Here is a 22,899-nt window from a genome sequence, read left to right as displayed (position 1 = left end):
ATTTCAATTAATCTTTGTAGTTATTTTCTCCAAACGATAACTGAACAGCAACCAATAAATTAAATTGATTAAACTAGTTTCGATGTTAAATTTTAATAAGATTTTTTCAATTTGTATGATAGCCTCTATAGCTATGTTTTCTTGTAGTAAATCTCCTGAGAACCCTACATCAACACCGCCAGTTGTAACACCGCCTACATCTCCTCCTCCAACATCATCAATTCCAGTATTGCCAACGACATTAAGTGGCATTAAAGCCATTTTAGTCGACAAAAATGTTACAGATGAAACAGCTGCCTTATTTTACAATTTGAAAGTTTTGGCAAGAACTAAAATTTTATTCGGTCAGCAAGATGCAACGAAAACTGGAAAAAGTCCAGGATATGTTACTGGTATGTCTGATATTAAAGAAGTTACAGGTGCATTCCCCGCTATTTACGGCTCAGACTTAATAGACATTGCATCATTTCAGCGCAACCCTTGGTTCGATGAGCAGGCAGATCTGCTCAGACAACTTTCGGTAGAGGCTTATAAAAGAGGTGGTATAAACACATACAGCTGGCATTATTGGAATCCTGTTTTGAGTAAAAGCCCTGGACAAGATGGTATTAAGGAGGGTTCTAACGCGGCTTTCTATTATCAAGACGCACCGGCGACAGCGGTTTCCCAAATTTTGCCCGGTGGTAATTATAATGACGTATTTAAAATGTCTTTAGACAGGGTAGCAAATTATTTCAACTCTGTAAAAGCCGCAGACGGAAAACTTGTTCCAATAATCTTTAGACCATTTCATGAGATGGACGGCAGTTGGTTTTGGTGGGGCGCATCGCACTGTACGGCTGAAGAATATAAGCAGCTTTATCAGTACACCGTTAAGTATTTAAGAGATGAGAAAAATGTTCGTAATATTTTGTTTTGCTGGTCGCCGGATAGGGGCGCTCTTACCAAAGAGCAATACCTTGCAAGGTATCCCGGAAATGATTATGTAGATGTGCTGGGCATAGATGAATATGAAGATCTAAAACAACCCTCGGGGATAACAGCTGCAGCAAATAAACTTAAGATAGTGTCAGACTATGCAATGCAGAACAACAAAATTGCTGCGATGACAGAGACGGGTTTAGCCAACATTACTAAAACAGATTGGTATACAGAGGTTCTTTTAAAAGCGATGACTCAGCAGAAGATTGAATTGTCTTTTGCAATGGTTTGGTATAACGGGGGTGATTTTTACACACCATATAAGGGACAGGCTGCGGAATCAGATTTTGTAAAGTTTAAAAATAACCCAAACATGGTCTTTGGAGATACGGCTCCAGACATGTATAAGATAAAATAAAAAAGACTATAGAAAAAATATGTTAAACTATAAATTAAAAATAGCTGCTGTTGGTTTAATCTCTGCAATATTTTTCAATTCAAACGTTAGCGCACAAGAAAAATTTGTCTCTGCTAAAAATGGGCAATTTCATATTGGCGATAAACCGTACAATTTCGTTGGCACTAATTACTGGTATGGGTCTTTATTGGCACTAAAAGGTGAGCAAGGCAAAATTAGACTTAAGAAAGAGCTTGATTTTTTGAAGAGGAATGGGGTAATTAACCTAAGGGTAATGATAGGAGCGGAAGGGGTGAGCGATTACAAATATCGCGTAGCAAATGAGGATGCGCTTCAACCTAAGAAGGGAATTTTTAGAGATTCTGTTTTGTATGGTTTAGATTATTTACAGAATGAGGTCGCTAAACGTGATATGAAAACTGTCCTACATTTTACCAATACATGGGAGTGGAGCGGTGGGTTGGGAGAATATCTAGAATGGAACGGGCATGGAAAGCAACCTTTGCCTAAAACTGAAGGTTATTCTTGGGATGTTTATAGAGATTACATCAGCCAATTTTACACCTGCGAGTCGTGTAAAGAAGATCTTCAAAAGTATATAAAATACATTCTCGCACACACCAATACCGTTAACAATGTTAAATATATAGATGATCCAAGCATCATGGCTTGGGAAATAATAAATGAACCGCGACCTATGCGTGCTAAAGTTACGGAGGCTTTTCAGCAATGGATGAGCGAGACGGCTGCCCTAATTAAATCGATCGATAGCAACCACTTACTTACGACGGGAAGCGAGGGTGAAATTGCGATGGATAACAATACCGAGGAATTCGAGAAACTCCATGCGGATAAGAACATAGACTACATCACCATACACATGTGGCCAAAAAATTGGGGCTGGTTTAAAGGGGATAGCATAGCGGAAAATTTTGACAACATCATCAGCAAAGCAGATAATTACGTTAAAAAGCATGTATTAATTGCGGAAAAATTGAATAAACCACTGGTTCTAGAAGAATTTGGGTTGCCAAGAAACAAGGGATCTTTCGATCCAAAATCCTCAACTTCCTATCGGGACAAATTTTATGAAAAAGTATTCGAGATTGTCGGCCAAAATAAGATTATCGCCGGTACGAATCTTTGGGCATTTGGTGGTTTAGCAAGACCGATTTCTGGACAAATATTTTGGAAGCACGGAGATGACTATATGGGCGATCCGGGCGGTGAGGAACAAGGATTAAATTCCGTTTTTACCTCAGACAGCTCGACATGGAAAATAATTAAATTACACGCAAAGAAGATCGATAAAAATGAACACTAGAAAAATTGGATTTTTAGCTACGGCTGTTCTGTATTTGACGCTCACAACCGCTTGTGCACAACAGCACGAGTTAATGGATAAGAAAGCAACAACAGAAACCAAAAACTTGTATAAAAATTTGTTCAAATTGATGGACAAAGGAATTATGTTTGGTCATCAGGACGATTTGGCATATGGCACCAAGTGGAGATTTGAAGACGGAAGAAGTGATGTTAAAGAGGTAGTTGGTGATTATCCGGCGGTATTTGGATGGGATATTGGCCAGATAGAACACAAGAAAGATGAAAACTTAGATGGCGTTCCTTTTGAAAAAATTAGGGCGTATGTTAAAAAAGTTTATGACAATGGAGGCGTAAATACCATAAGTTGGCATGTAGACAATCCTGCCACTTTAAAACAAGCTTGGGACAATACAGAAGCCACTAGTTCCATTTTGCCTGGCGGAAAAAACAATGTCAGATACGAAGAATGGTTAGATAATGTTGCAGCATTCTTAAACAGTTTGAAGGGCAGTGATGGCAAGGTTGTACCGATTTTGTTTAGACCTTACCATGAGTTGAATGGAGATTGGTTTTGGTGGGGAAAGAAATCTACAGCAGTTAAAGATTATGTAGCACTCTGGAAATTTACTATAGACTATTTAAGGGATAAAAAGCAAGTTCATAATTTAATTTACATTTACAATACCAACAGTTTTAAGGATATCGCAGAATACATGGAACGCTATCCGGGCGACGATTATGTTGATGTAGTAAGTTTTGATAATTATCAATTTGCAAAACTTGGGGCTAACGAAAATGAACTTCAGGAGTCTTCCACAAAATTTAAGGATCAGATTAGAAATAGCTTAAGCGTCTTAGACGCTGTTGCAAAAAAACACCATAAGTTACCTACATTCGCAGAAACCGGCTTCGAGACCATTCCTGCAAAAAATTGGTGGACAACAACCCTTTGGGACGCTTTAAAGGATTATAAAATTTCTTATGTAATGGTTTGGAGAAATCAAGGTTGGTTGGAAAAGGAGAAAAAAGAACATTTCTACGCTCCGTTTAAAGGGCAGGTTTCTGAAGATAATTTTAAGGATTTCTACAAATTAGACAGGACCTTGTTTGAGAAGGATGTAGCAAAGCAGCATTTATATAAATAATACAAACACTTAAACGCAAAATCCTTAGAAATGGATCAAAATTTAAAACTCAGAGAGAAAGTTGCCTATGGTTTCGGCGATTTCGCTTCTTCCATGTTTTGGAAACTGTTCTCTGTTTATCTGCTCTATTACTACACAGACATTTTCGGAATTTCTGCTGCCGTAGTGGGTACTATGTTTTTGGTAACCCGGATTTGGGACACTGCGCTCGATCCCATTATTGGCATTCTTGCCGACAGGACGGAGACAAGATGGGGAAAATTCAGGCCTTATCTCTTATGGGTTGCGATACCATTTGGAATTATCGGCGTGTTGACATTTACCGCGCCAGATTTAAGTTTGAGTGGTAAATTAATTTATGCCTATGTTACCTACACACTTATGATGATGATTTATTCGCTTATAAATGTGCCTTATGCGTCGTTGATGGGCGTAATGACCTTAAACATAAAAGATAGAACAACGCTCTCTACTTTTAGATTCATTTTTGCATTTGCAGGTAGTATTTTGGTTTTGGCAACGGCAGAGCCACTTGTAGCGGCTTTAAGCAAAACCGCAAATGGTGTAGATCTTCAAAAAGGATGGCAACATACCATGATTATTTATGCAGTAATTGCTGTGATATTCTTTTACTTCACTTTTAAATGGACAAAAGAGCGTGTACGACCACCTAAATCCCAAAAAAATTCGTTAAAAGAAGATTTAAAAAACCTGCTTTCGAATAAGCCCTGGTTTATCCTTTTAGGGGCGGGCATATCTACGTTAATTTTTAATTCCCTAAGAGACGGTTCTGCTATTTATTATTTTAAATATTATTTTCAAAGTCAAGAGGCTTTTGAAATTCCCTTATTCAAAATAGCGATCAATTACAGCACGCTTTATCTGGTTTTAGGTCAAGCAGCAAATATCGTAGGCGTTGTTTTGGCCAAGCCGATATCAGACAGAATTGGTAAAAAGAACACATTTTTTTATATGATGCTTATCGCATCTTTATTGAGTTGCGTTTTCTATGTTTTTGGGGAAAATGATGTTACTTTAATATTTGTATTCCAATTTTTAATAAGCATTTGCGCAGGAAGTATTTTTCCGTTATTGTGGTCTATGTATGCAGACATTGCTGATTATTCTGAGTGGAAAACCGGTAGACGTTCGACGGGACTTATCTTTTCCTCTTCGTCTATGTCTCAAAAGCTAGGTTGGACTTTAGGCGGGGCATTAACAGGATGGATGTTGGCCATTTACGGCTTCGAGGCCAATGTGGCGCAAACCGCAGAGGCTCAATTAGGAATTAGGTTAATGTTGAGTTTTATACCTGCTGTAGGAGCATTGCTCTCGGCAATTTTTATTTTCTTCTATAAACTAAGTGACCCCTTCATGCTTACCGTTACCGACGAACTTTCTGCCAGACGCGTGAAAGAAGGTGAACTTTAAAAATATATGACTTCGAATGTTTAGGGTTTGTGTTAAGTTATTTTGGTTGATGTTGATTTGTTCACTAACCTCGGTTATATGCGCGAATAGCGCATATAGCCAGGTTAATGGCATTTTTAACATAGTAAATTTTGGTGCGACGACAAATAAAAAGTCGAATGCAAAATTTGCCATCCAAAAAGCCATAGATGCTTGTAGCAACGCAGGCGGCGGAACTGTTTTTATTCCCGATGGTAACTTCTATAGCTCAACTGTTTATCTGAGAAGCAACATCGATTTACATTTTTCTAATGGTGCAAACCTCTTTGCGATAGCAGATAGTTCCTTATACAAAAACGATAAAGAAGGTTTAGAAGATGCAGGCGATTCTTTTATTCCTGCACTCATTGTAGTTAAAAAGCAGAAGAATGTAAGCATTACAGGGAACGGTTCCATCATTGGTCCGCCCGAGTTTTATTATACCTTGGTATCGGGTAACGATGTTTATCCCGGATTTAATGAAAATGCGAGAAAGTCTGGTGCAGACATGAATAGGCCTTGGGTGAAAAACCCAAAAGTTTCATTAGTGTACATTTCAGATAGTGAAAACATTACCTTAAATGACATAAGCATTATTGATTCTCCAAACTGGAGTTGCCACATCCAATGGAGTAACCATGTTAGTATTGCAAGAATTAAGATAAAGTCGAGCCTAAACAACGGGGTAAATTCTGATGGATTAGACATTGACGGATGTAAAAAAGTAGTTATTTCTGATTGTATCATAGAAACAGGCGACGATGCCATCTGTATCAAAACTACTGTTCAGGGAAGTAGAAGTGAAACTGCTGAAGATATCCTGGTCAACAATTGTGTACTTTCTTCTTCGTCTTGTGCCTTAAAAATTGGTACTGAAACCAATGCCAACATCAGTCGGATTATCTTTTCAAATTGTACCATAAGTAATTCAAATAGAGCCATAGGCATTATTGTTAGGGATGGTGCAATTGTAGATAACGTAACGTTTTCTAACATTCTGTTAGACTGTTATAGAAAGCCGTTTTATTGGTGGGGAAATGGAGAAGCATTTCATTTTAGTGTTTTAAAAAGAAATAAGGATTCTAAGTTAGGACTGATTAAAAATGTTGTCTTAGACAACATAAGAGGCACAGTGGAAGGAAGCTCGAGTATTCTTGGTTATCCGCAAGGTGATGAATCTTCCATTCAGAACGTTACTTTATCGGCCATATCCCTTCAAATAAATGCCGAGCGAGAAAAAGATAAAAGAACAAGAAATGCCATAAATATTGTAGATGCCAAAAACATCTCGATGGAAAAGGTGGCAATAAGCTGGAACAAAACTAGAGTAGAGCCGTTGTGGGAACGCGCACTTTTTCTAAAAAGTGTAGTGGGTTACACCCTATCAAATAGCAGTATAGCTGCTGTTACTGAAGGTCGGAACAACCGATCTATTTTTTTACAGGATACCAAAGACGGTTTCTTAGCCATTCGCTCATTAAACAACCAAAATACCATCTCGGTAAGTGGAGTAGAAACGAATAATATAAACATAGAGACCAATGCCCTGAACGCTGTTTCGGTAGACGATAGCGTATCAAAAAAAGTTAACATTAAACTGAAATAAATAAAAAAACTCCCTTAAAATGAACAGCATATTTAGTAAAAGACTCAAGTTACTCGAAGATAGCTACAATGCGGTGGTTAATAGACCGAATGAAAAAGAGTTACCGGGTAACGGCATATTCGATCGTTATTTTAATCCTGTTTTAACAGCTTCGCATGTCCCATTGAATTGGAAATATGACTTAAACGAAAAGACTAATCCATTTTTGATGGAACGGATTGGCATTAACGCAGTTTTTAATGCTGGAGCCATACAGTTTAATGGAAAATATTATCTGGCGGCACGGGTGGAAGGTTCAGATCGTAAATCATTCTTTGCCATTGCAGAAAGTAGCAATGGGTTAAACGGGTTTAAGTTTTGGGAACGTCCAATTTCTTTTGAAACTTTTGAAGATGCAGATGTCAACATGTATGATATGCGTTTGGTACAGCATGAAGACGGATGGATATATGGAATATTTTGTACTGAGAAAAGAGATCCTGAAGCGCATGTTGGCGATCAGACTTCTGCCTTAGCGCAATGTGGTATTGTAAGAACCAAAGACTTAAAAACTTGGGATCGATTACCAGATTTAAAAACGCCGTCTCCTCAACAGAGAAACGTTGTTGTTCATCCAGAATTTGTAGATGGAAAGTATGCTTTCTATACAAGGCCTCAGGATAGTTTCATAGAAGCTGGAAGCGGCGGCGGGATTGGCTTCGGAATCGCAGATGACATCACACACGCGGAGATATTTGAGGAAAAAATTCTCTACAAAAAAGAATATCATACGGTTTACGAGAGTAAAAATGGCCAAGGGCCTGCCCCGATAAAAACTGCACATGGCTGGTTGCATCTTGCCCACGGCGTAAGAAATACTGCTGCCGGATTGCGCTACGTGTTATACATGTTTATGACAGATTTGAACGATCTGACAAAGATTACCCATAAACCTGGTGGTTATTTTTTAGCGCCAGAAGGAATAGAGCGCGTCGGTGACGTTTCTAACGTAGTTTTTAGCAACGGTTGGATTGCAGATGAGTCTGGTTCTATTTTTATTTATTATGCCTCGAGCGATACGCGCATGCATGTAGCCACCTCTAGCTTAGAGCAATTAATTGACTATGTGATAAATACCCCAGAAGACGGCTTAAACTCTGCCGCATCTGTTGAAGCGATCAATAATTTGATTGATAAAAATAAAAAAAATTAAAAGTGATAGAAGTGCACAGTTTAATTTGCTAAAATGATTAAAGATTTGAAGATTGAATTTGAATACGAATTACGAGCCATTTTAGACTATTGGAAAACGCACGCCATTGACACAGACCAAGGTGGTTTCTTCGGTAAAATCGACAATCAAAATCAAATAGATAAAACAGCGCCTAAGGGCGCTGTTTTAAATGCAAGGATTTTATGGTCGTTCTCGGCAGCCTACAATTTACAACGAAATAATAATGATCTGCAGGTAGCAAAAAGAAGCTACGAATATCTTAGAACGTACTTTTTTGATGAAGAATTTGGTGGGGTGTATTGGTCGGTGGATGCACTAGGGAACCCTCTAGACACAAAGAAACAAATTTATGCCCTTGCCTTTGCCATCTACGGTTTATCCGAATTTTATAAAGCTTCTGAAAGTAAGGAAGCCCTAAATTTTGCCATTTCTCTATATAGAGACATTGAAGTACATAGTTTTGATGTAGGTAAAAATGGTTACCTCGAGGCACTTTCTAGAGACTGGCGAGAAGTAGATGATTTGCGCTTAAGTGAAAAAGATGCGAATGAAAAAAAAACCATGAATACGCATTTGCATATTTTAGAAGCATACACCAATCTTTATAGGTATTGGCCCGACGAACAATTGGCAGAGCGAATAGCGAATATTCTGTATGTTTTTGATACAAAAATTTTAAACGCTAAAACAAAACATTTGGTGTTGTTTTTTGATGAAAACTGGAAATCTAAACACGACATTGTTTCTTACGGACATGATATTGAAGCTTCATGGCTGATGTTGGAAGCCGCTGAAGTTTTAAATCGAGCGGAATTAATAGCGAAATTCAAGAAATTAGCGGTTGAGGTTGCAATTGCTTCTGCCGAGGGAATTGACGAAACTGGGGGAATGATTTACGAAACGGACGTTGATCAAAATCATAAGATCGCGGAGAAACACTGGTGGGTTCAGGCAGAAGCAATGGTTGGATTTTTAAATGCCTTTCAACTTACTGGAGCGCAAAAATTCTATAATTATTTCTTAACAGTTTGGGATTTCACTAAAGAATCCGTCATCGACAAAGAAAATGGAGAGTGGTTTTGGGGCGTTAAAGCCGACGGATCTATGATGGAAGGCGAGGACAAGGCTGGTTTTTGGAAATGCCCATACCATAACAGCAGAGCTTGTATGGAGCTTATCAGGCGTTTAGAAAAAACAGGATTATAATTTCGGGAAATATAAAAACTGCAATTGTTGCAAATTTTTATCAGGCAACAATACCCTGGAGTATTTCGGTGCCGATGATAAAATCAAGTGAATAGAAAAAGGTCGGAATAAATTGCCAATTTTTTGTTTGCGCGCTCCTCCATACTATAACTAAAACGTATTGAAATGAGAATAATCTTAACCGTATCTGCCATTCTTATTGGGTTAGCATCGAATGCACAGATCTACAACATTAAAGACTTTGGCGCAGTTGCCGATGGCAAAACAATAAATACCAATGCCATACAAAATGCCATTGATCAATGTTCGATCAAAGGCGGCGGAATGGTTTATGTGCCTGGCGGGAAATTCATTACGGGAACATTTTCGTTGAAAAGTAATGTAAATCTTCATTTAGAAATAGGCGCCATTCTTAAAGGAAGTTCAAATATTAAAGATTATAAAAGTTACGAAAAGCCAACTTACGGAACCAACTATTATGGCATCCTTTTTTCAGAAAATATAGAAAATGTGTCGATAACCGGTGGCGGCAAAATAGATGGAAACGATAGTGCTTTTTTCGAATGGGATAAAGCTAAAACAATAGATACAATTACCACGAAATATTCAAGGCAAAAATCAAATTATCGAAAAGTATATGAAGGAATAGGCGATGGTCCGGTGGTTCCAATCGAACCTCGGCCAAGACAAATGGTTCTGTTTTCACAGTGTAAAAAGGTTACGCTAAAGGACGTTTCATTGTTAAATGCCACTTTTTGGACGCTACACTTTGCAGATTGCGATGCCGTATTGGTAGATGGAATTAGGCTTTGGAGCAATTTGCTGGTGCCAAATGCAGACGGGATAGATGTAACAAGTAGTTCAAATGTAACCATAACGAATGCCGACATCCGCACCGGGGATGATGCCATTGCCATTGTGGGCTACGATCATCACTTCGAAATCCCGGGTTTTAAAGGAATCAAAAAAGATTGTGAAAATATAATCATCAGCAACTGTAATTTGCAATCGGCCTCCAGTGGAATTAGGATTGGATTTTTAGACCAGAACGATGTTAAAAATATTCAAATTAACAATGTAAACATTACAAATTCTACCCGCGGCATAGGTTTATTTTTAAGGGATCGAGGTTCTTTAGAAAACATTAACGTTTCAAATGTCTACATCCAAACAAAGTTGAGAACCGGAGATTGGTGGGGAAATGGCGAACCTATTCATATATCAGCCATTAGGGGGAAACAGGAAGTAAAATTAGGAAAGATAAAAAACATTAATTTTAGTAATGTCATCTGCGAAGGCGAAAACGGCCTATTGGTTTATGGAACTGATGAAAGCAGGATCGAAAATCTGTCTTTTAAGGACATAACATTAAAAATTGTCGAAAGCAAGTTAAATGGTGTTGCCGGAGGTAATATAGATTTAAGGGGCGTTTTGGGAGAAAAGAATCAGATTTTTAAACACGATATCCCTGGTTTATATGCTCAAAATATAGACGGCTTAATGATCGAAGATTTTAAACTGGAATGGCCTGCTCAAACACCTTCTTTTTTTACCAATGCCATTACCGTTCAAGATTTTACCAATCTTAGTCTACATCAAATAAAGGGAACTTCTGCGCCTTCAAATTTAACTTTGAAGCCAATAAAACTGATAAATGGGGAGGGATTGAAAACTGACGTAGGTAAATCTGAATTGGATAAGGAAAATATTCGTTGAATGCTGTAAGTCGTCTATTTTCAGCTTATTGAAATATCATAGGTTTTAACAAAAACATCTTTTTTTAGGCTGCTTTAAGAATTAAAGAACACAACTGATTAATTTTAGAGATTTACCATGATGCTCAAAAAAATTATTTTTTCAATCTTTACGCTGCTTATTTTCTTTGCGAAACAAAGTGAAGCACAGCAAAATATTTTACAGCGACTGAAATCTCCAATTATTTTTAAAGGTGACGAGAAAACGGCTTACCGCGATCCGGCCATCCTTTTTCACAACAAAAAGATGTATCTATTTTTTACGTTGATAAGAACCGAAGAAGGAAAGGTCTATTCGTATACAGCGATGAGCGAATCAAAAGATTTGAAAACCTGGTCTCCAATAAAAATAATCACACCTAGAGACATGTCTTTAGATTTTTGTAGTCCGGGGAATGTAATTAGGTATAACAACGAATGGATCCTTTGTCTGCAAACTTATCCACGTCCAGATTACACGGTTGATCAAATGCCGAGATTTGGCACCAGCGATGCGCGTTTATACTTGATGCGTAGCAAGGATTTAGAGCATTGGAGCACGCCAGAAATTATGAAAGTTAGGGGTCCAGAAATGTCTTTCAAAAACATGGGCAGAATGATAGATCCATATTTACTAGCGGATGAAAAAGCGCCCGGAAAGTGGTGGTGCTTTTATAAACAGAATGGCGTGAGCATGTCTTACAGTTATGATTTGACAACTTGGAAGTTTTTTGGTCACACAGAATCTGGAGAAAATGCTTGCGTGTTATATGAAAACAATGAATACCTCTTAATCCATTCCCCAAAAAACGGAATCGCCATTAAAAAATCTAGCGATTTAATTCATTGGCAAGATTGGGGGAATTTAATTACACTCGGGCAAAAGCAATGGGATTGGGCTAAGGGGCGAATTACAGGTGGCGTTGTAATTAATCTAAAGAAAAACAAAAATGTTGGTAAGTATGTAATGTTTTTTCACGGCTCTGGCCCGAAAACAGAAGAACAAGGAGACTTCGATAAAAATGCTTCCATCGGTATTGCTTGGAGCGAAGATTTGTTAAACTGGGATTGGCCTAATAAAAATTGAAATGAAAAACAAACTTTTAAAAAACTGCGCATTTACAGGATTGGCCCTTTTCATTAGCCTTTCCACATTTGCGCAAAATCCAGATCAATCGGTTATAAATCTCTGGTTAAAGAAGGACTCGCAGTTTAATGCTCCAAATAACCACAACCCATTATTACCTGGTTATTATGCAGATCCAACCATCATAGAAGACAATGGAACGTTTTATATTTATGCTACCAGCGATATGCCAAATTGGAACGATACCAATAAAATGGCTGTTTGGTCCTCTAAAGACTTTGTAAACTGGAAGGCTGAATACCTTAATTGGCCAACGAAAGAGTTGTGTGAAAGCGCCACCGGAACTCCATCGGGCGTGTGGGCACCAAGCGTTATCAAAGCGCGCAATGGCAAATTTTATATGTATGTAACCATCGGCCAAGAAATTTGGGTAGGCGTTGCAGATAGTCCAATTGGTCCATGGAAAAATGCAAAAGCTGATAATGGACCTCTTGTAAAGCACAAAGAATATTTTTATGTAGAGACCATTGATGCAGAGTGTTTTGTGGATGATGATGGGCAAGCGTACCTCTATTGGGGATCTTCAGATTCTGGCCGCGATATAGAAGGAAGGTGCTTAGGCGTTAAATTAAAGCAGGATATGGTTTCTTTTGCCGGACTGCCACAAGATGTTACTCCACCACATTATTTTGAGGCGCCTTATATGTTTAAGAAAAATGGCACCTACTATTTATCTTATTCTTGGGGAAAAACTTGGGATGATACTTACCAAATACGGTACTCTACCGGACCAACACCCTTTGGTCCTTGGAAAGAAGGTATGATCCGTCCGATTTTAAGCACCGACGATTACGACAACAAAATTAAATCTACTGGCCACCATACCATTCTAAAATTTAACGATAAATATTACATTATTTATCACCGTTTCAATACGTTAGATAGCTATCCAATTTCTCAAAAGTTGCGTCAGGTTGCTGCCGATGAACTTCTTTTCAATCCAGATGGTTCTATAAAACGTGTGGTAACTACACATAGAGGTGTGCCCGCACTACAACAGATTTCTACGCAAACGAACATCGCGTTTGGAAGTATAATTACAAGTTCGCATGATTTAGATTCGATGGTTACACAAGCCAACAATGCGGTAGATGACAACAATACCACGCTTTGGATTGGTGGTAAATATGCTGAAGAATGGTTGCGAGTTGATCTTGGTCGCGTAAAGTCGTTTAAGGAGATTCAGGTATTTCCAGAATTCCCAATAAAGTATTATCAGTACAGAGTGGAAATTTCTGACGATAATAAAACTTGGAAACTTGCCGATGATAAAAGCGGGAATATCGAAATTGGTTCTCCAATGGTGAGTTCCGGGAAATTCAAAGCCAGATATGTTCGTGTAGTCATGCTAAATGGCAAGGATAAACCCAGACCAGGCATTTGGGAAGTTAAGATTTATTAAATGATGAAGAAGTTGTGTTAACAATACAAAAAATTACTATCCCGCTCTGCCCTCGGCTCGTGTCCCCACGAACCGAAATCCTTAGCTGGTTCAGTATAATAGTTTGTAAAACAGTTTCGTGGGGACACGAACCATGGAGTTAGTAAATAGTTCTTTCTGCCCTCGGCTCGTGTCCCCACGAACCGAAATCTTTAAAGCTGGTTCAGTGTCTTAGTTTTTAAAACAGTCTCGTGGGGACACAAACCAGGGAGTTTAAATAATAGTTTTCCTCTCTGCCCTCGGTTCTTGTCCCCACGAACCGAAATCTTTAAAGCAGGGTCAGTGTAATAGTTCTTAAAACGGTTTCGCGAGGACACTAACCATGGAGTTAGAATCCATTCGGCACGGGGTTACCTCTGCCCTCGGCTCGTGTCCCCACGAACCGAAATCCTTAGCTGGTTCAGTATAATAGTTTGTAAAACTGGTTCGTGAGGACACGAACCAGTGAGTTAGATTTATTAAATGATGAAGAAGTTGTGTTAACAATACAAAAAATTACTATCCTGCTCTGCCCTCGGCTCGTGTCCCCACGAACCGAAATCCTTAGCTGGTTCAGTATAATAGTTTGTAAAACAGGTTCGTGGGGACACGAACCAGTGAGTTAGCATATAGTTCTTTCTGCCCTCGGCTCGTGTCCCCACGAACCGAAATCTTTAAAGCTGGTTCAGTGTCTTAGTTTTTAAAACAGTCTCGTGGGGACACAAACCAGGGAGTTTAAATAATAGTTTTCCTCTCTGCCCTCGGTTCTTGTCCCCACGAACCGAAATCCTTAAGCTAGTTCAATATAATAGTTTTTAAGACGGTTTCGTGAGCACACTAGCCAGGGAGTTAGAATCCATTCGGCACTGGGTTTCCTAACCCCGAAAGCATTCGAGCAATTCCTCATCTTTTTAAAAAAAAAACGTTAAATAATGATGCAAAATGAGACATAAAAAAATAAATAATATCTAAAGTAATGCTTCTCAAAAAAAATGAAATGTCTCCACTTTACTATTGCAATTCCAAGCTAGGTTTATCAGAGTAATATTGAGAAACAATCAAAACAATCAAAGAGCTGGAATTTGGGAAGCTAAAGTTTTTAGTGTGCAGTTTACAACGATTTTAACTCTAGTGATCTACGCCTGATTAAAGTAAACTATCCATGATTATAGCTTTTATCTATTAGCCTATAAAATCTTCGAATAGCAACCATCGTTTTAAAACTGTAAATTACCAGACGTAAAACTTAATTTTCTAATCATGGAAGAAATATCGAACAATCATTCTAGCCCTGCGCATGATGCGAAGGTTGGAGACATGAATACCGAAAATGGCGCAAAGTGCCCATTTAGTGGCGGTACCCTACAACGCGGTGCTGGTGGAGGAACTAACAATAGAGATTGGTGGCCAAATCAATTAAAACTTAACATTCTTAGGCAAAATTCTGAATTGACCAACCCGATGGGCGACAATTTTAATTACGCTGAAGCATTTAAAAGCCTAGATTTAAATGCGGTAAAACAGGATTTATTTTATTTAATGACCGATTCTCAGGATTGGTGGCCAGCAGATTATGGCCATTATGGCCCATTTTTTATTAGGATGGCTTGGCACAGCGCAGGCACTTATAGAATTAGCGATGGTAGGGGCGGAGCGAGTTCCGGTTCTCAGCGTTTTGCGCCATTAAACAGTTGGCCAGATAATGCCAATTTAGATAAAGCAAGACAGCTTTTATGGCCGATTAAGCAAAAATACGGAAATAAAATTTCTTGGGCAGATTTGCTCGTTCTTACAGGAAACTGTGCATTGGAATCTATGGGTTTTGAAACATTTGGTTTTGGCGGCGGACGATTGGATATTTGGGAGCCAGAGCAGGATGTGTATTGGGGCTCTGAGACTGAATGGCTTGGAGATCAGCGCTATGTTGGCGATAGAGTGTTAGAAAACCCTTTGGCAGCGGTTCAAATGGGGCTTATTTATGTAAATCCCGAAGGACCTAATGGAGAGCCAAATCCGCTTGGATCTGCTAGAGACATCAGAGAAACATTTGGCCGAATGGCCATGAATGATGAAGAAACCGTTGCATTAATTGCCGGCGGACATACATTTGGCAAGACACACGGTGCCGCAGATCCAGCAAAATATGTTGGTAGAGAACCTGCAGCAGCTGGATTAGAGGAGCAAGGTTTGGGATGGAAAAACTCTTTCGGAACGGGCAATGCAGATTACACCATTACCAGTGGATTGGAAGGTGCTTGGACATCCACGCCAGCCAAATGGGCTAATGGCTATTTTGAGAATTTATTTGGGTACGAATGGGAGTTGACAAAAAGCCCGGCTGGTGCACATCAGTGGAAACCAAAAGATAATGGTGGGGTGGGTACAGTTCCAGATGCACATGATCCAAGCAAAACACATGCGCCTTTTATGCTCACCACGGATATAGCCTTACGGGTGGATCCCATTTACGAACCTATTTCTAGACGCTTTTTAGAAGATCCTGCATACTTTAAAGAATGTTTTGCAAAGGCTTGGTTTAAGCTTACCCACAGAGATATGGGTCCGGTAGAACGTTATCTTGGTCCAGAAGTGCCTAAAGAAGAATTGCTTTGGCAAGACCCTGTTCCTGCAGTAGATTTCCAACTTGTAAATGAGGATGACATAGCAGACTTAAAAGCTCAAATTTTATTGTCAGGGCTTTCGATTTCTGATTTGGTGACGACTGCTTGGGCTTCTGCATCAACGTACAGGGATTCTGATAAAAGGGGTGGTTCTAACGGCGGTCGTATTCGCCTTGCGCCACAAAAAAATTGGGAGGTAAACAATCCAGATCAACTGAAGAAAGTACTTGATAAACTGGAGTCAGTTAAAGAAGACTTTCAGCTAGGCGGTAAAGAAATATCGATGGCCGATTTAATTGTTCTTGGTGGAGATGCCGCAGTTGAACAAGCATCGAAAAATGCGGGACAGGCTGTAAAAGTATCATTTACGCCAGGAAGAACAGATTCCTCACAAGCACAGACTGATGTGATGTCGTTTGCGGCTTTAGAACCTGCAGCAGATGGTTTTAGAAATTACATAAACCCTCGCCATAAGTCTGCAGCAGAAGAAATGCTGGTAGATAAATCTCAACTATTAACTTTGACCGCGCCAGAGATGACTGTTTTAGTAGGTGGATTGAGGATGCTAAATGCCAACTTTGATCATGCTGATTTAGGTGTATTTACGGCCAATAAAGATAGTTTGACCAATGACTTCTTTAAAAATCTACTTGACATCAGTACCGTTTGGAAAGCCACTTCGGAGCAGAAAAATGTATTTGAAGGAAAAGATAGAAAGACTGGCGAAACTAGGTGGAATGGTAGTAGGATAGACTTGGTTTTCGGTTCTAATTCAGAACTACGTGCCATTGCTGAAGTGTATGCTTGCGACGGCGCTCAAGAAAAATTCACGAAAGACTTTGTGTCCGCATGGACTAAAGTGATGAATTTAGGTCGGTTTAATCTTAATGAAAATTAAGCTTTGAACGATCGAAAAAACTGAATTTATAAAAAAATAAGTAACGTTTTAAGGTCTCAAATGGCTAATTGTCATTTTTATAAACCAAGCCCAAATTTAGTTGGGCTTGGTTTTTTATTTTAATGGGCACCGTGTCCTTCTTCGCTATTTTTTAATTTTGATAACAAATCGTAAGCGCCTTTTAAAACTACATTCATAGTGTCCAAAGAGGCATTTTGTGGAAAATTAACTTCGGTAAATCCAAGCTCAGTTACGCCTGGAATTATCTTGATCATCTTAAAATGACTTTGTTTTCCATTGTTATGCTCTTCCGATGATTCAACAAAAATATAATGCGCTCCTTCATATCTTAAAATAGCTTCGGTAGGTAAAGCTGGTACTTTCTTACTGCCGCTTTCTACCAACGCTTGCAAATACATCCCCGGTAACAATTGGTTGTCTTCTCGATCTAGATGGCAATGAATATTAACGGTTCGCTCGGCACTAATCTGCCTTCCAATTAAATATACGGTTGCCATTCGCTCTTTGTTTTCGTTAGCTAGCGTAAACCTAACTTTCTGACCAATAGCCAATTTTGGAACGTCTTTTTCAAAAACCGTAAGTTCGGCATGTAAATGTTCGGTATCTGCAATTTCAAACAATACATCAGACGGAGAAACGGTAGACCCAATATTGCTGTGTACTTCAGTTACATAACCATTAATTGGTGAAAATAAGGTTATCGTAGATCGTAGATTTCCATTGTTTAATGTTGCAGGGTTTATGTTCATCAATTTAAGTCGTTGTTTTTGTCCGGAGCTTTTTGAAAGTGCACTTTCATAGTCGCTTTTGGCTTTTTGTAAAATTTTTCTGGCATTAACATTTTCAACAGCCAACTCAACCTGCCTGTTGTATTCAGTTTTTAGATAGTTTAGCTGAGTTTTTCCTTCTAAATATTCTTGTTGGATTTGGATGTAATCTGGATGCTCCAACACAGCAATTACTTCGCCTTTACGTACTTTTTTTCCCTGCAACATGGCTGTACTTTTTAGCATGCCGGTATAAGGGGTTGAGATGGAAACTTTGCTTTGCGGGGGCAAATCTAAATTACCGTTTACCTTAATGGTACCACTCAGCACCTTTAAACTTATTTTTCCTAGCGTAATTCCTGCCGTTTTGTATTGCTCTGGTGTCAATTGAACTTCATCTGCACTTTCTTCGGTCGTATGTTCTTCTTTCTGTTCGATTTTCTTCGAATCGCAAGCAGTCATTCCAAAGCAGACTAAAAAAGTAGCGAATATATATTGGGTAATTTTCATTTTATTAAATGTTATAAGTTAACGAGTTGGGTTGCCAATTAGGAATTCTAATTTATTTTTACTTTGAACAAATTGATTTAAGGTCGACAAATATGTATTTCTTGTCTCAATCGTTTTCTTTAAGTTTAAAAGATGGTCTTGATACCCAATTTCTCCGTTTTGATAAGCAAGCTGACTGTTTTTCTCAATGAGTGTCATATTTGGTAAAGCCGATTTCTCGTAATAATTAAGCGATCTTTTTTGCTTTAAATACGCCTGTAGGGTTTGTTGATATTCGCTGGAAATCTCTTGTTGATAGTAAGCAAGTTTTTCTGTTGCAATATCAGCTTCGATATCGGCCGATTTTATTTTACTGCGATGTGAGCCAAAGAAAAGTGGAATAGAAAGACCCAATTGAAATCCGTCGAATCGCTTACCGCTGTCAAAATATACGCTTTTGTCTAAAATATTCTGCGTTCCAATGATAGATTGATTGAAATAAGCTATCGTAATGTCCGGTAAACTTTTTGCTATTTCGACCTTTTTCTGTCCGTTTGAAATCTTAATTTGCTGCTTCAAAAAACTTAGGTATGGATTTAGCTCTACTTTCTTCGTTTCTGGATTTGTGATTAAATCGCTACTATTTAATGTCTTATCTGCGATTATTAGGTTTTCACCATCAGAAAGTAATAGGTTTAATTGTTGATATAAAACCAAGATGTCTCCATCGTTTTGTTGCTGCAAATTTTTAACTTCCTCTAATTCGGTTCGTGCGGTAGTACTTTCTAACAAATTACTCTCGCCAGTTTTATAACGCAATTCTGCCGATTTTAGAAAATTCCTAAAAATGCTGTCTTGTTTCTGCAACAGTAATTTATGCATATGTTCTAGCTGGAGCTCGGTATAAATTTGTTTTACCCGATAAACGAGTTCGTTCTGGGTAATGAGAAACTTTTGTTCTGAAGAATTAATTTTAGCAGCTGCAAGTTTCCGATTGGCAGAAAACAAGGTAGGAAAAGGAAATGTTTGCGAAACCGACAAACGATTATCGCTGTTTTCTATGGTATTTAGCTGCCCATATTCAAGCCCGAATTCAGCTTTCTTTAGTTCTGTTGCGCTTCTGCCCATCCTTTGTTGCAACTTAATCTCAAGCTCGACACTTTTAAGATTTTTATTTTGCTTTTTCGCCATTTCAATTGCGTCAAGTAGCGTTACCGTTTTGGTTTGAGCGTTGGCTATGGTAAGACTTAAACCGAAGCACAAAACGAGAAGTAGAGTCTTGTGAACAGCCAACTTCTTTTTCCCGATTTTTTCAAACCAAATGTACAATACGGGTAACACCAATAGGGTTAACAACGTGGCGCTTAATAGTCCGCCAATAACTACGGTTGCCAAAGGACGCTGAACTTCTGCGCCACTTCCGTTCGATAATGCCATTGGCAAAAACCCTAAAGAGGCAACGAGCGCGGTAATGATTACAGGCCTTAGCCGGATAGCAGTACCTGTTTTTATAATTTCTATAATATCTGTCATTCCTTCCTTTTTTAGCCGATTAAATTCAGCAATCAATACAATTCCATTCAATACAGCTACTCCAAACAGCGCAATAAAACCTACTCCTGCAGAAATACTAAAAGGCATTCCTCTAAACCAAAGCGCAAAAATACCGCCGATGGCTGATAAGGGTATTGCTGTAAAAATTAACAATGCGTTTTTTAAGGATGCGAAACTAAGGTATAATAGAAAGAAGATAAGCAAGAGCGCAGCTGGAACTGCAATGAGTAATCTAGCGTTTGCAGCTTCTAAGTTTTCGAACGTACCACCATAGGTTGGGTAGTATCCGGGCGCGAAAGCCACATCGACCTCAATTTTTTGCTTGGCTTCTTCTACGATAGATTTCACGTCTCTTCCTCTCACATTAAAGCCTACCAAAATTCTACGCTTTGCATCCTCTCGCTGAATCTGGTTTGGCCCTGTTCTATAGTCTATGTCTGCTAGTTGTTCCAAGGGAATCTGATTTCCATTTGGCGCCGTTACATAGACGTTTTTTATATCGTCTAGACTTTGTCTTTTGTCTTTTTCCAATCGAACCACCAAATCAAAACGCTTCTCGCCTTCAAAAACTAACCCGGCACTTTTTCCGGCAAACGCGGTGTTGATAACGGTATTGATGTTTTCGATGGATAAGCCAAATTGTGCGATTTTTGTCCTATTAAATTTAACAACCACCTGCGGCAATCCCGAAACTTGTTCTACAAATACATCCTGAGCACCCTCAATCTTTCTGACAATCTTTCCGATTTTCTTTGCATAAATACCGAGTTTATCTAAATCCTCTCCATAAATTTTAATCACCACATCTTGGCGCGCGCCTGTCATCAATTCATTAAAACGCATTTGGATAGGTTGTTGAAATCCGTAGGTAACTCCCGGAATGTACTGCTCTAGCTTTAACTGCATTTTTTCTGCAAGTTCGTCGCGGTTTGATGCACTTGTCCATTCGCTTTTGTCTTTCAAGACGACAATCAAATCGCAGGCTTCTACTGGCATCGGATCTGTTGGGATTTCTGATGAGCCAATTTTACCAACTACTTCTTTAACCTCAGGGAAGTTTTCTTGCAATATTTTAGCAGAGCGAGTGGCTGCTTCGATGGTTTGGGATAGGCTACTTCCTGTCAGTACCCTCATCTCTACGGCAAAATCACCTTCATCTAACGAGGGAATAAATTCTGAACCCATAAATTGAAAAGTAACGACCGCAAGTACCAATAAACTGAAGGCAAAACCTATCACTGCTATTTTAAACCGCAGTACAAAGTCTAGCATAGGTGAATAAACACGTTGAAAAAAGCTTATGATGCGATCTGAAATATTTCTTTTTTTACTTACTTTACGATTTAGAAATAAGGCACTTATCATCGGTACATAAGTAATGGAAAGGATGAAAGCGCCCAAAATGGCGAACCCAACTGTTTGCGCCATTGGGCGGAACATTTTTCCCTCTATTCCAATCAGAGCGAGAATCGGTAAGTAAACGATCAGGATGATAATTTCGCCGAAGGCTGCGCTATTTCTAATTTTTGAAGAAGATTGATAAACCTCTTCATCCATTTCCTTCCTAGTTAATTTTTCTTTGTTTTTCCGTATGGAAAGATGGTGTAGCGTTGCTTCTACAATAATTACCGCGCCATCTACAATCAATCCAAAATCTATAGCACCCAAGCTCATCAGATTTCCACTTACACCAAAGAGGTTCATCATTGCAACTGCAAAAAGCATGGCTAAAGGAATAACAGAGGCGACAATTAAGCCGGCTCTAAAATTTCCGAGAAGTAGCACAAGCACAAAGATTACAATTAAGGCACCTTCGGCCAAATTTTTGGTAACGGTTGATATCGCGTTATTTACCAGTTTTGTTCTGTCTAAAAATGCATCTATTACCACCCCTTCTGGCAAGGTTTTGCTAATTTGTGCCATTCGGGTTTTTACATCTTTTATCACTTGAGAAGCGTTTGCGCCTTTTAGCATAAGCACCAAACCACCTACAACCTCGCCACTTGCGTTCCTTGTCATGGCGCCATAACGGGTTGCGGCACCGATTTTAACAGTCGCCACATTTCTAATCAGTACGGGAATACTTTGACTATGTGTTTTAACAACTATATTCTCAATATCCTCTACGCTGTTTACAAGTCCCTCGCTTCTAATAAAATATGCGTTGGGCTTTTTATCGATGTAAGAACCGCCAGTATTTTGATTGTTCTTTTTTAATGCAGTAAAGACATCTTCGATGCTGATGCTCATGCTGTTCAATTTTTCTGGATCAAGCGCAACTTCGTACTGCTTTAAATAGCCGCCAAAACTACTCACATCGGCTACGCCTGGAACACCCAAAAGCTGGCGCTTGACCGTCCAGTCTTGTAAGGTGCGAAGCGCTGTTGCATTAAATTTAGATTCATAACCCTTTTTTGGATGGATGACATACTGGTAAATTTCTCCAAGTCCGGTAGTAAGAGGCGCTATTTCAGGAATTCCCATCCCTTCTGGGATAGATTTAGAAGCTTCATTCAGTCGCTCATTTACTTGTTGTCTTGCCCAGTATACCTCAACGTTTTCTTTGAAAACTACAGTAACAACCGAAAGACCGAATCGGCTAAAAGAGCGGACTTCTTCGATGCCCGGAATCGTAGACATGGTTTGCTCGACCGGAAACGTAACAAATCGTTCAATGTCTTCTGCGCCATTACTTGGGGAACTAGTAAGAATTTGGACTTGGTTATTGGTGATGTCTGGAACGGCATCGATAGATAACTGCTTAACAGACCAAGCGCCCCAAACGATCAGCAATAAAGTGAAGACAGCGATGACGAGCTTATTTTTTATGGAAAATTTGATGATATGATTGAGCATTTTTACTTGCTTGGATTAAAAATATAGTGAAATGAAACACAACTCGCTGCATTGATAAAAAAACAATGCAAAACGATGATTGTGGATGTTTAAATAGAAATTGTGAATT

Annotated in this window: 14 protein-coding genes; 11 read left to right on the top strand and 3 right to left on the bottom strand. The window is 38.9% G+C overall.

Translation table 11 applies throughout. The features are described 5' to 3' along the window. Positions 1-3: 3 nt before the first annotated feature. Positions 4-252 carry a hypothetical protein gene (locus ACVWYG_RS00280; protein WP_457268117.1) on the bottom strand — a complete coding sequence of 83 codons (249 nt, stop codon included), beginning with the start codon at positions 250-252 and terminating at the stop codon, positions 4-6. On the opposite strand from ACVWYG_RS00280, the gene ACVWYG_RS00275 reads away from it, so the two are divergent. The 11 genes from ACVWYG_RS00275 (at position 230) to katG (ending at position 17,103) form a co-directional block, all read left to right on the top strand. Next, positions 230-1,339: a glycoside hydrolase family 26 protein gene (locus ACVWYG_RS00275; protein ID WP_457268116.1), complete on the top strand. Its 1,110-nt coding sequence runs from the start codon at positions 230-232 to the stop codon at positions 1,337-1,339. The two genes, ACVWYG_RS00280 and ACVWYG_RS00275, sit on opposite strands and share 23 nt — an antisense overlap. A 19-nt stretch (positions 1,340-1,358) precedes the next feature. Then, positions 1,359-2,663 carry a glycoside hydrolase 5 family protein gene (locus ACVWYG_RS00270; protein WP_457268115.1) on the top strand — a complete coding sequence of 435 codons (1,305 nt, stop codon included), beginning with the start codon at positions 1,359-1,361 and terminating at the stop codon, positions 2,661-2,663. Next, a complete protein-coding gene (locus tag ACVWYG_RS00265; protein ID WP_457268114.1) occupies positions 2,653-3,810 on the top strand; it encodes a glycoside hydrolase family 26 protein in 1,158 nt (385 codons plus the stop codon). Before ACVWYG_RS00270 ends, ACVWYG_RS00265 begins: the two co-directional genes overlap by 11 nt. A gap of 30 nt (positions 3,811-3,840) precedes the next feature. Continuing rightward, the gene (locus ACVWYG_RS00260) at positions 3,841-5,241 is read left to right on the top strand and encodes an MFS transporter (RefSeq protein WP_457268113.1); all 1,401 of its coding nucleotides are present in this window, start codon (positions 3,841-3,843) and stop codon (positions 5,239-5,241) included. 49 nt (positions 5,242-5,290) lie between these two features. Next, positions 5,291-6,865, top strand: a complete 1,575-nt coding sequence (locus tag ACVWYG_RS00255; protein ID WP_457268112.1) for a glycoside hydrolase family 28 protein — start codon at positions 5,291-5,293, stop codon at positions 6,863-6,865. A 19-nt stretch (positions 6,866-6,884) separates the two neighbouring features. Then, on the top strand, positions 6,885-8,057 hold the full coding sequence (locus ACVWYG_RS00250) for a glycoside hydrolase family 130 protein (protein ID WP_457268111.1): 1,173 nt from the start codon (positions 6,885-6,887) through the stop codon (positions 8,055-8,057). A 33-nt stretch (positions 8,058-8,090) separates the two neighbouring features. Beyond that, positions 8,091-9,284, top strand: coding sequence for an AGE family epimerase/isomerase (locus tag ACVWYG_RS00245; protein ID WP_457268110.1), 1,194 nt, complete (start codon positions 8,091-8,093; stop codon positions 9,282-9,284). 165 nt (positions 9,285-9,449) lie between these two features. After that, entirely contained in the window at positions 9,450-11,000 is a 1,551-nt protein-coding gene (locus ACVWYG_RS00240) for a glycoside hydrolase family 28 protein (RefSeq protein ID WP_457268109.1), read from the top strand. 117 nt (positions 11,001-11,117) lie between these two features. Beyond that, the gene (locus tag ACVWYG_RS00235) at positions 11,118-12,104 is read left to right on the top strand and encodes a hypothetical protein (RefSeq protein ID WP_457268108.1); all 987 of its coding nucleotides are present in this window, start codon (positions 11,118-11,120) and stop codon (positions 12,102-12,104) included. Position 12,105: 1 nt separating this feature from the next. Next, a complete protein-coding gene (locus ACVWYG_RS00230; RefSeq protein WP_457268107.1) occupies positions 12,106-13,566 on the top strand; it encodes a family 43 glycosylhydrolase in 1,461 nt (486 codons plus the stop codon). A 1,335-nt stretch (positions 13,567-14,901) separates the two neighbouring features. Then, positions 14,902-17,103, top strand: coding sequence for a catalase/peroxidase HPI (gene katG / locus ACVWYG_RS00225; RefSeq protein WP_457268457.1), 2,202 nt, complete (start codon positions 14,902-14,904; stop codon positions 17,101-17,103). A 119-nt stretch (positions 17,104-17,222) separates the two neighbouring features. Here the strand turns inward: katG and ACVWYG_RS00220 are convergent, their stop codons facing one another. Next, positions 17,223-18,401, bottom strand: coding sequence for an efflux RND transporter periplasmic adaptor subunit (locus tag ACVWYG_RS00220; RefSeq protein ID WP_457268106.1), 1,179 nt, complete (start codon positions 18,399-18,401; stop codon positions 17,223-17,225). Between the two features lie 18 nt (positions 18,402-18,419). After that, complete coding sequence (locus ACVWYG_RS00215) at positions 18,420-22,790, bottom strand: CusA/CzcA family heavy metal efflux RND transporter (protein WP_457268105.1); 4,371 nt, start codon at positions 22,788-22,790, stop codon at positions 18,420-18,422. Between the last annotated feature and the right edge of the window lie 109 nt (positions 22,791-22,899).

This window comes from Pedobacter sp. UYEF25 (assembly GCF_054061655.1).
Note: the sequence above shows the minus strand (reverse complement) of the source record. Positions and strands in the feature narration are given on the sequence as shown.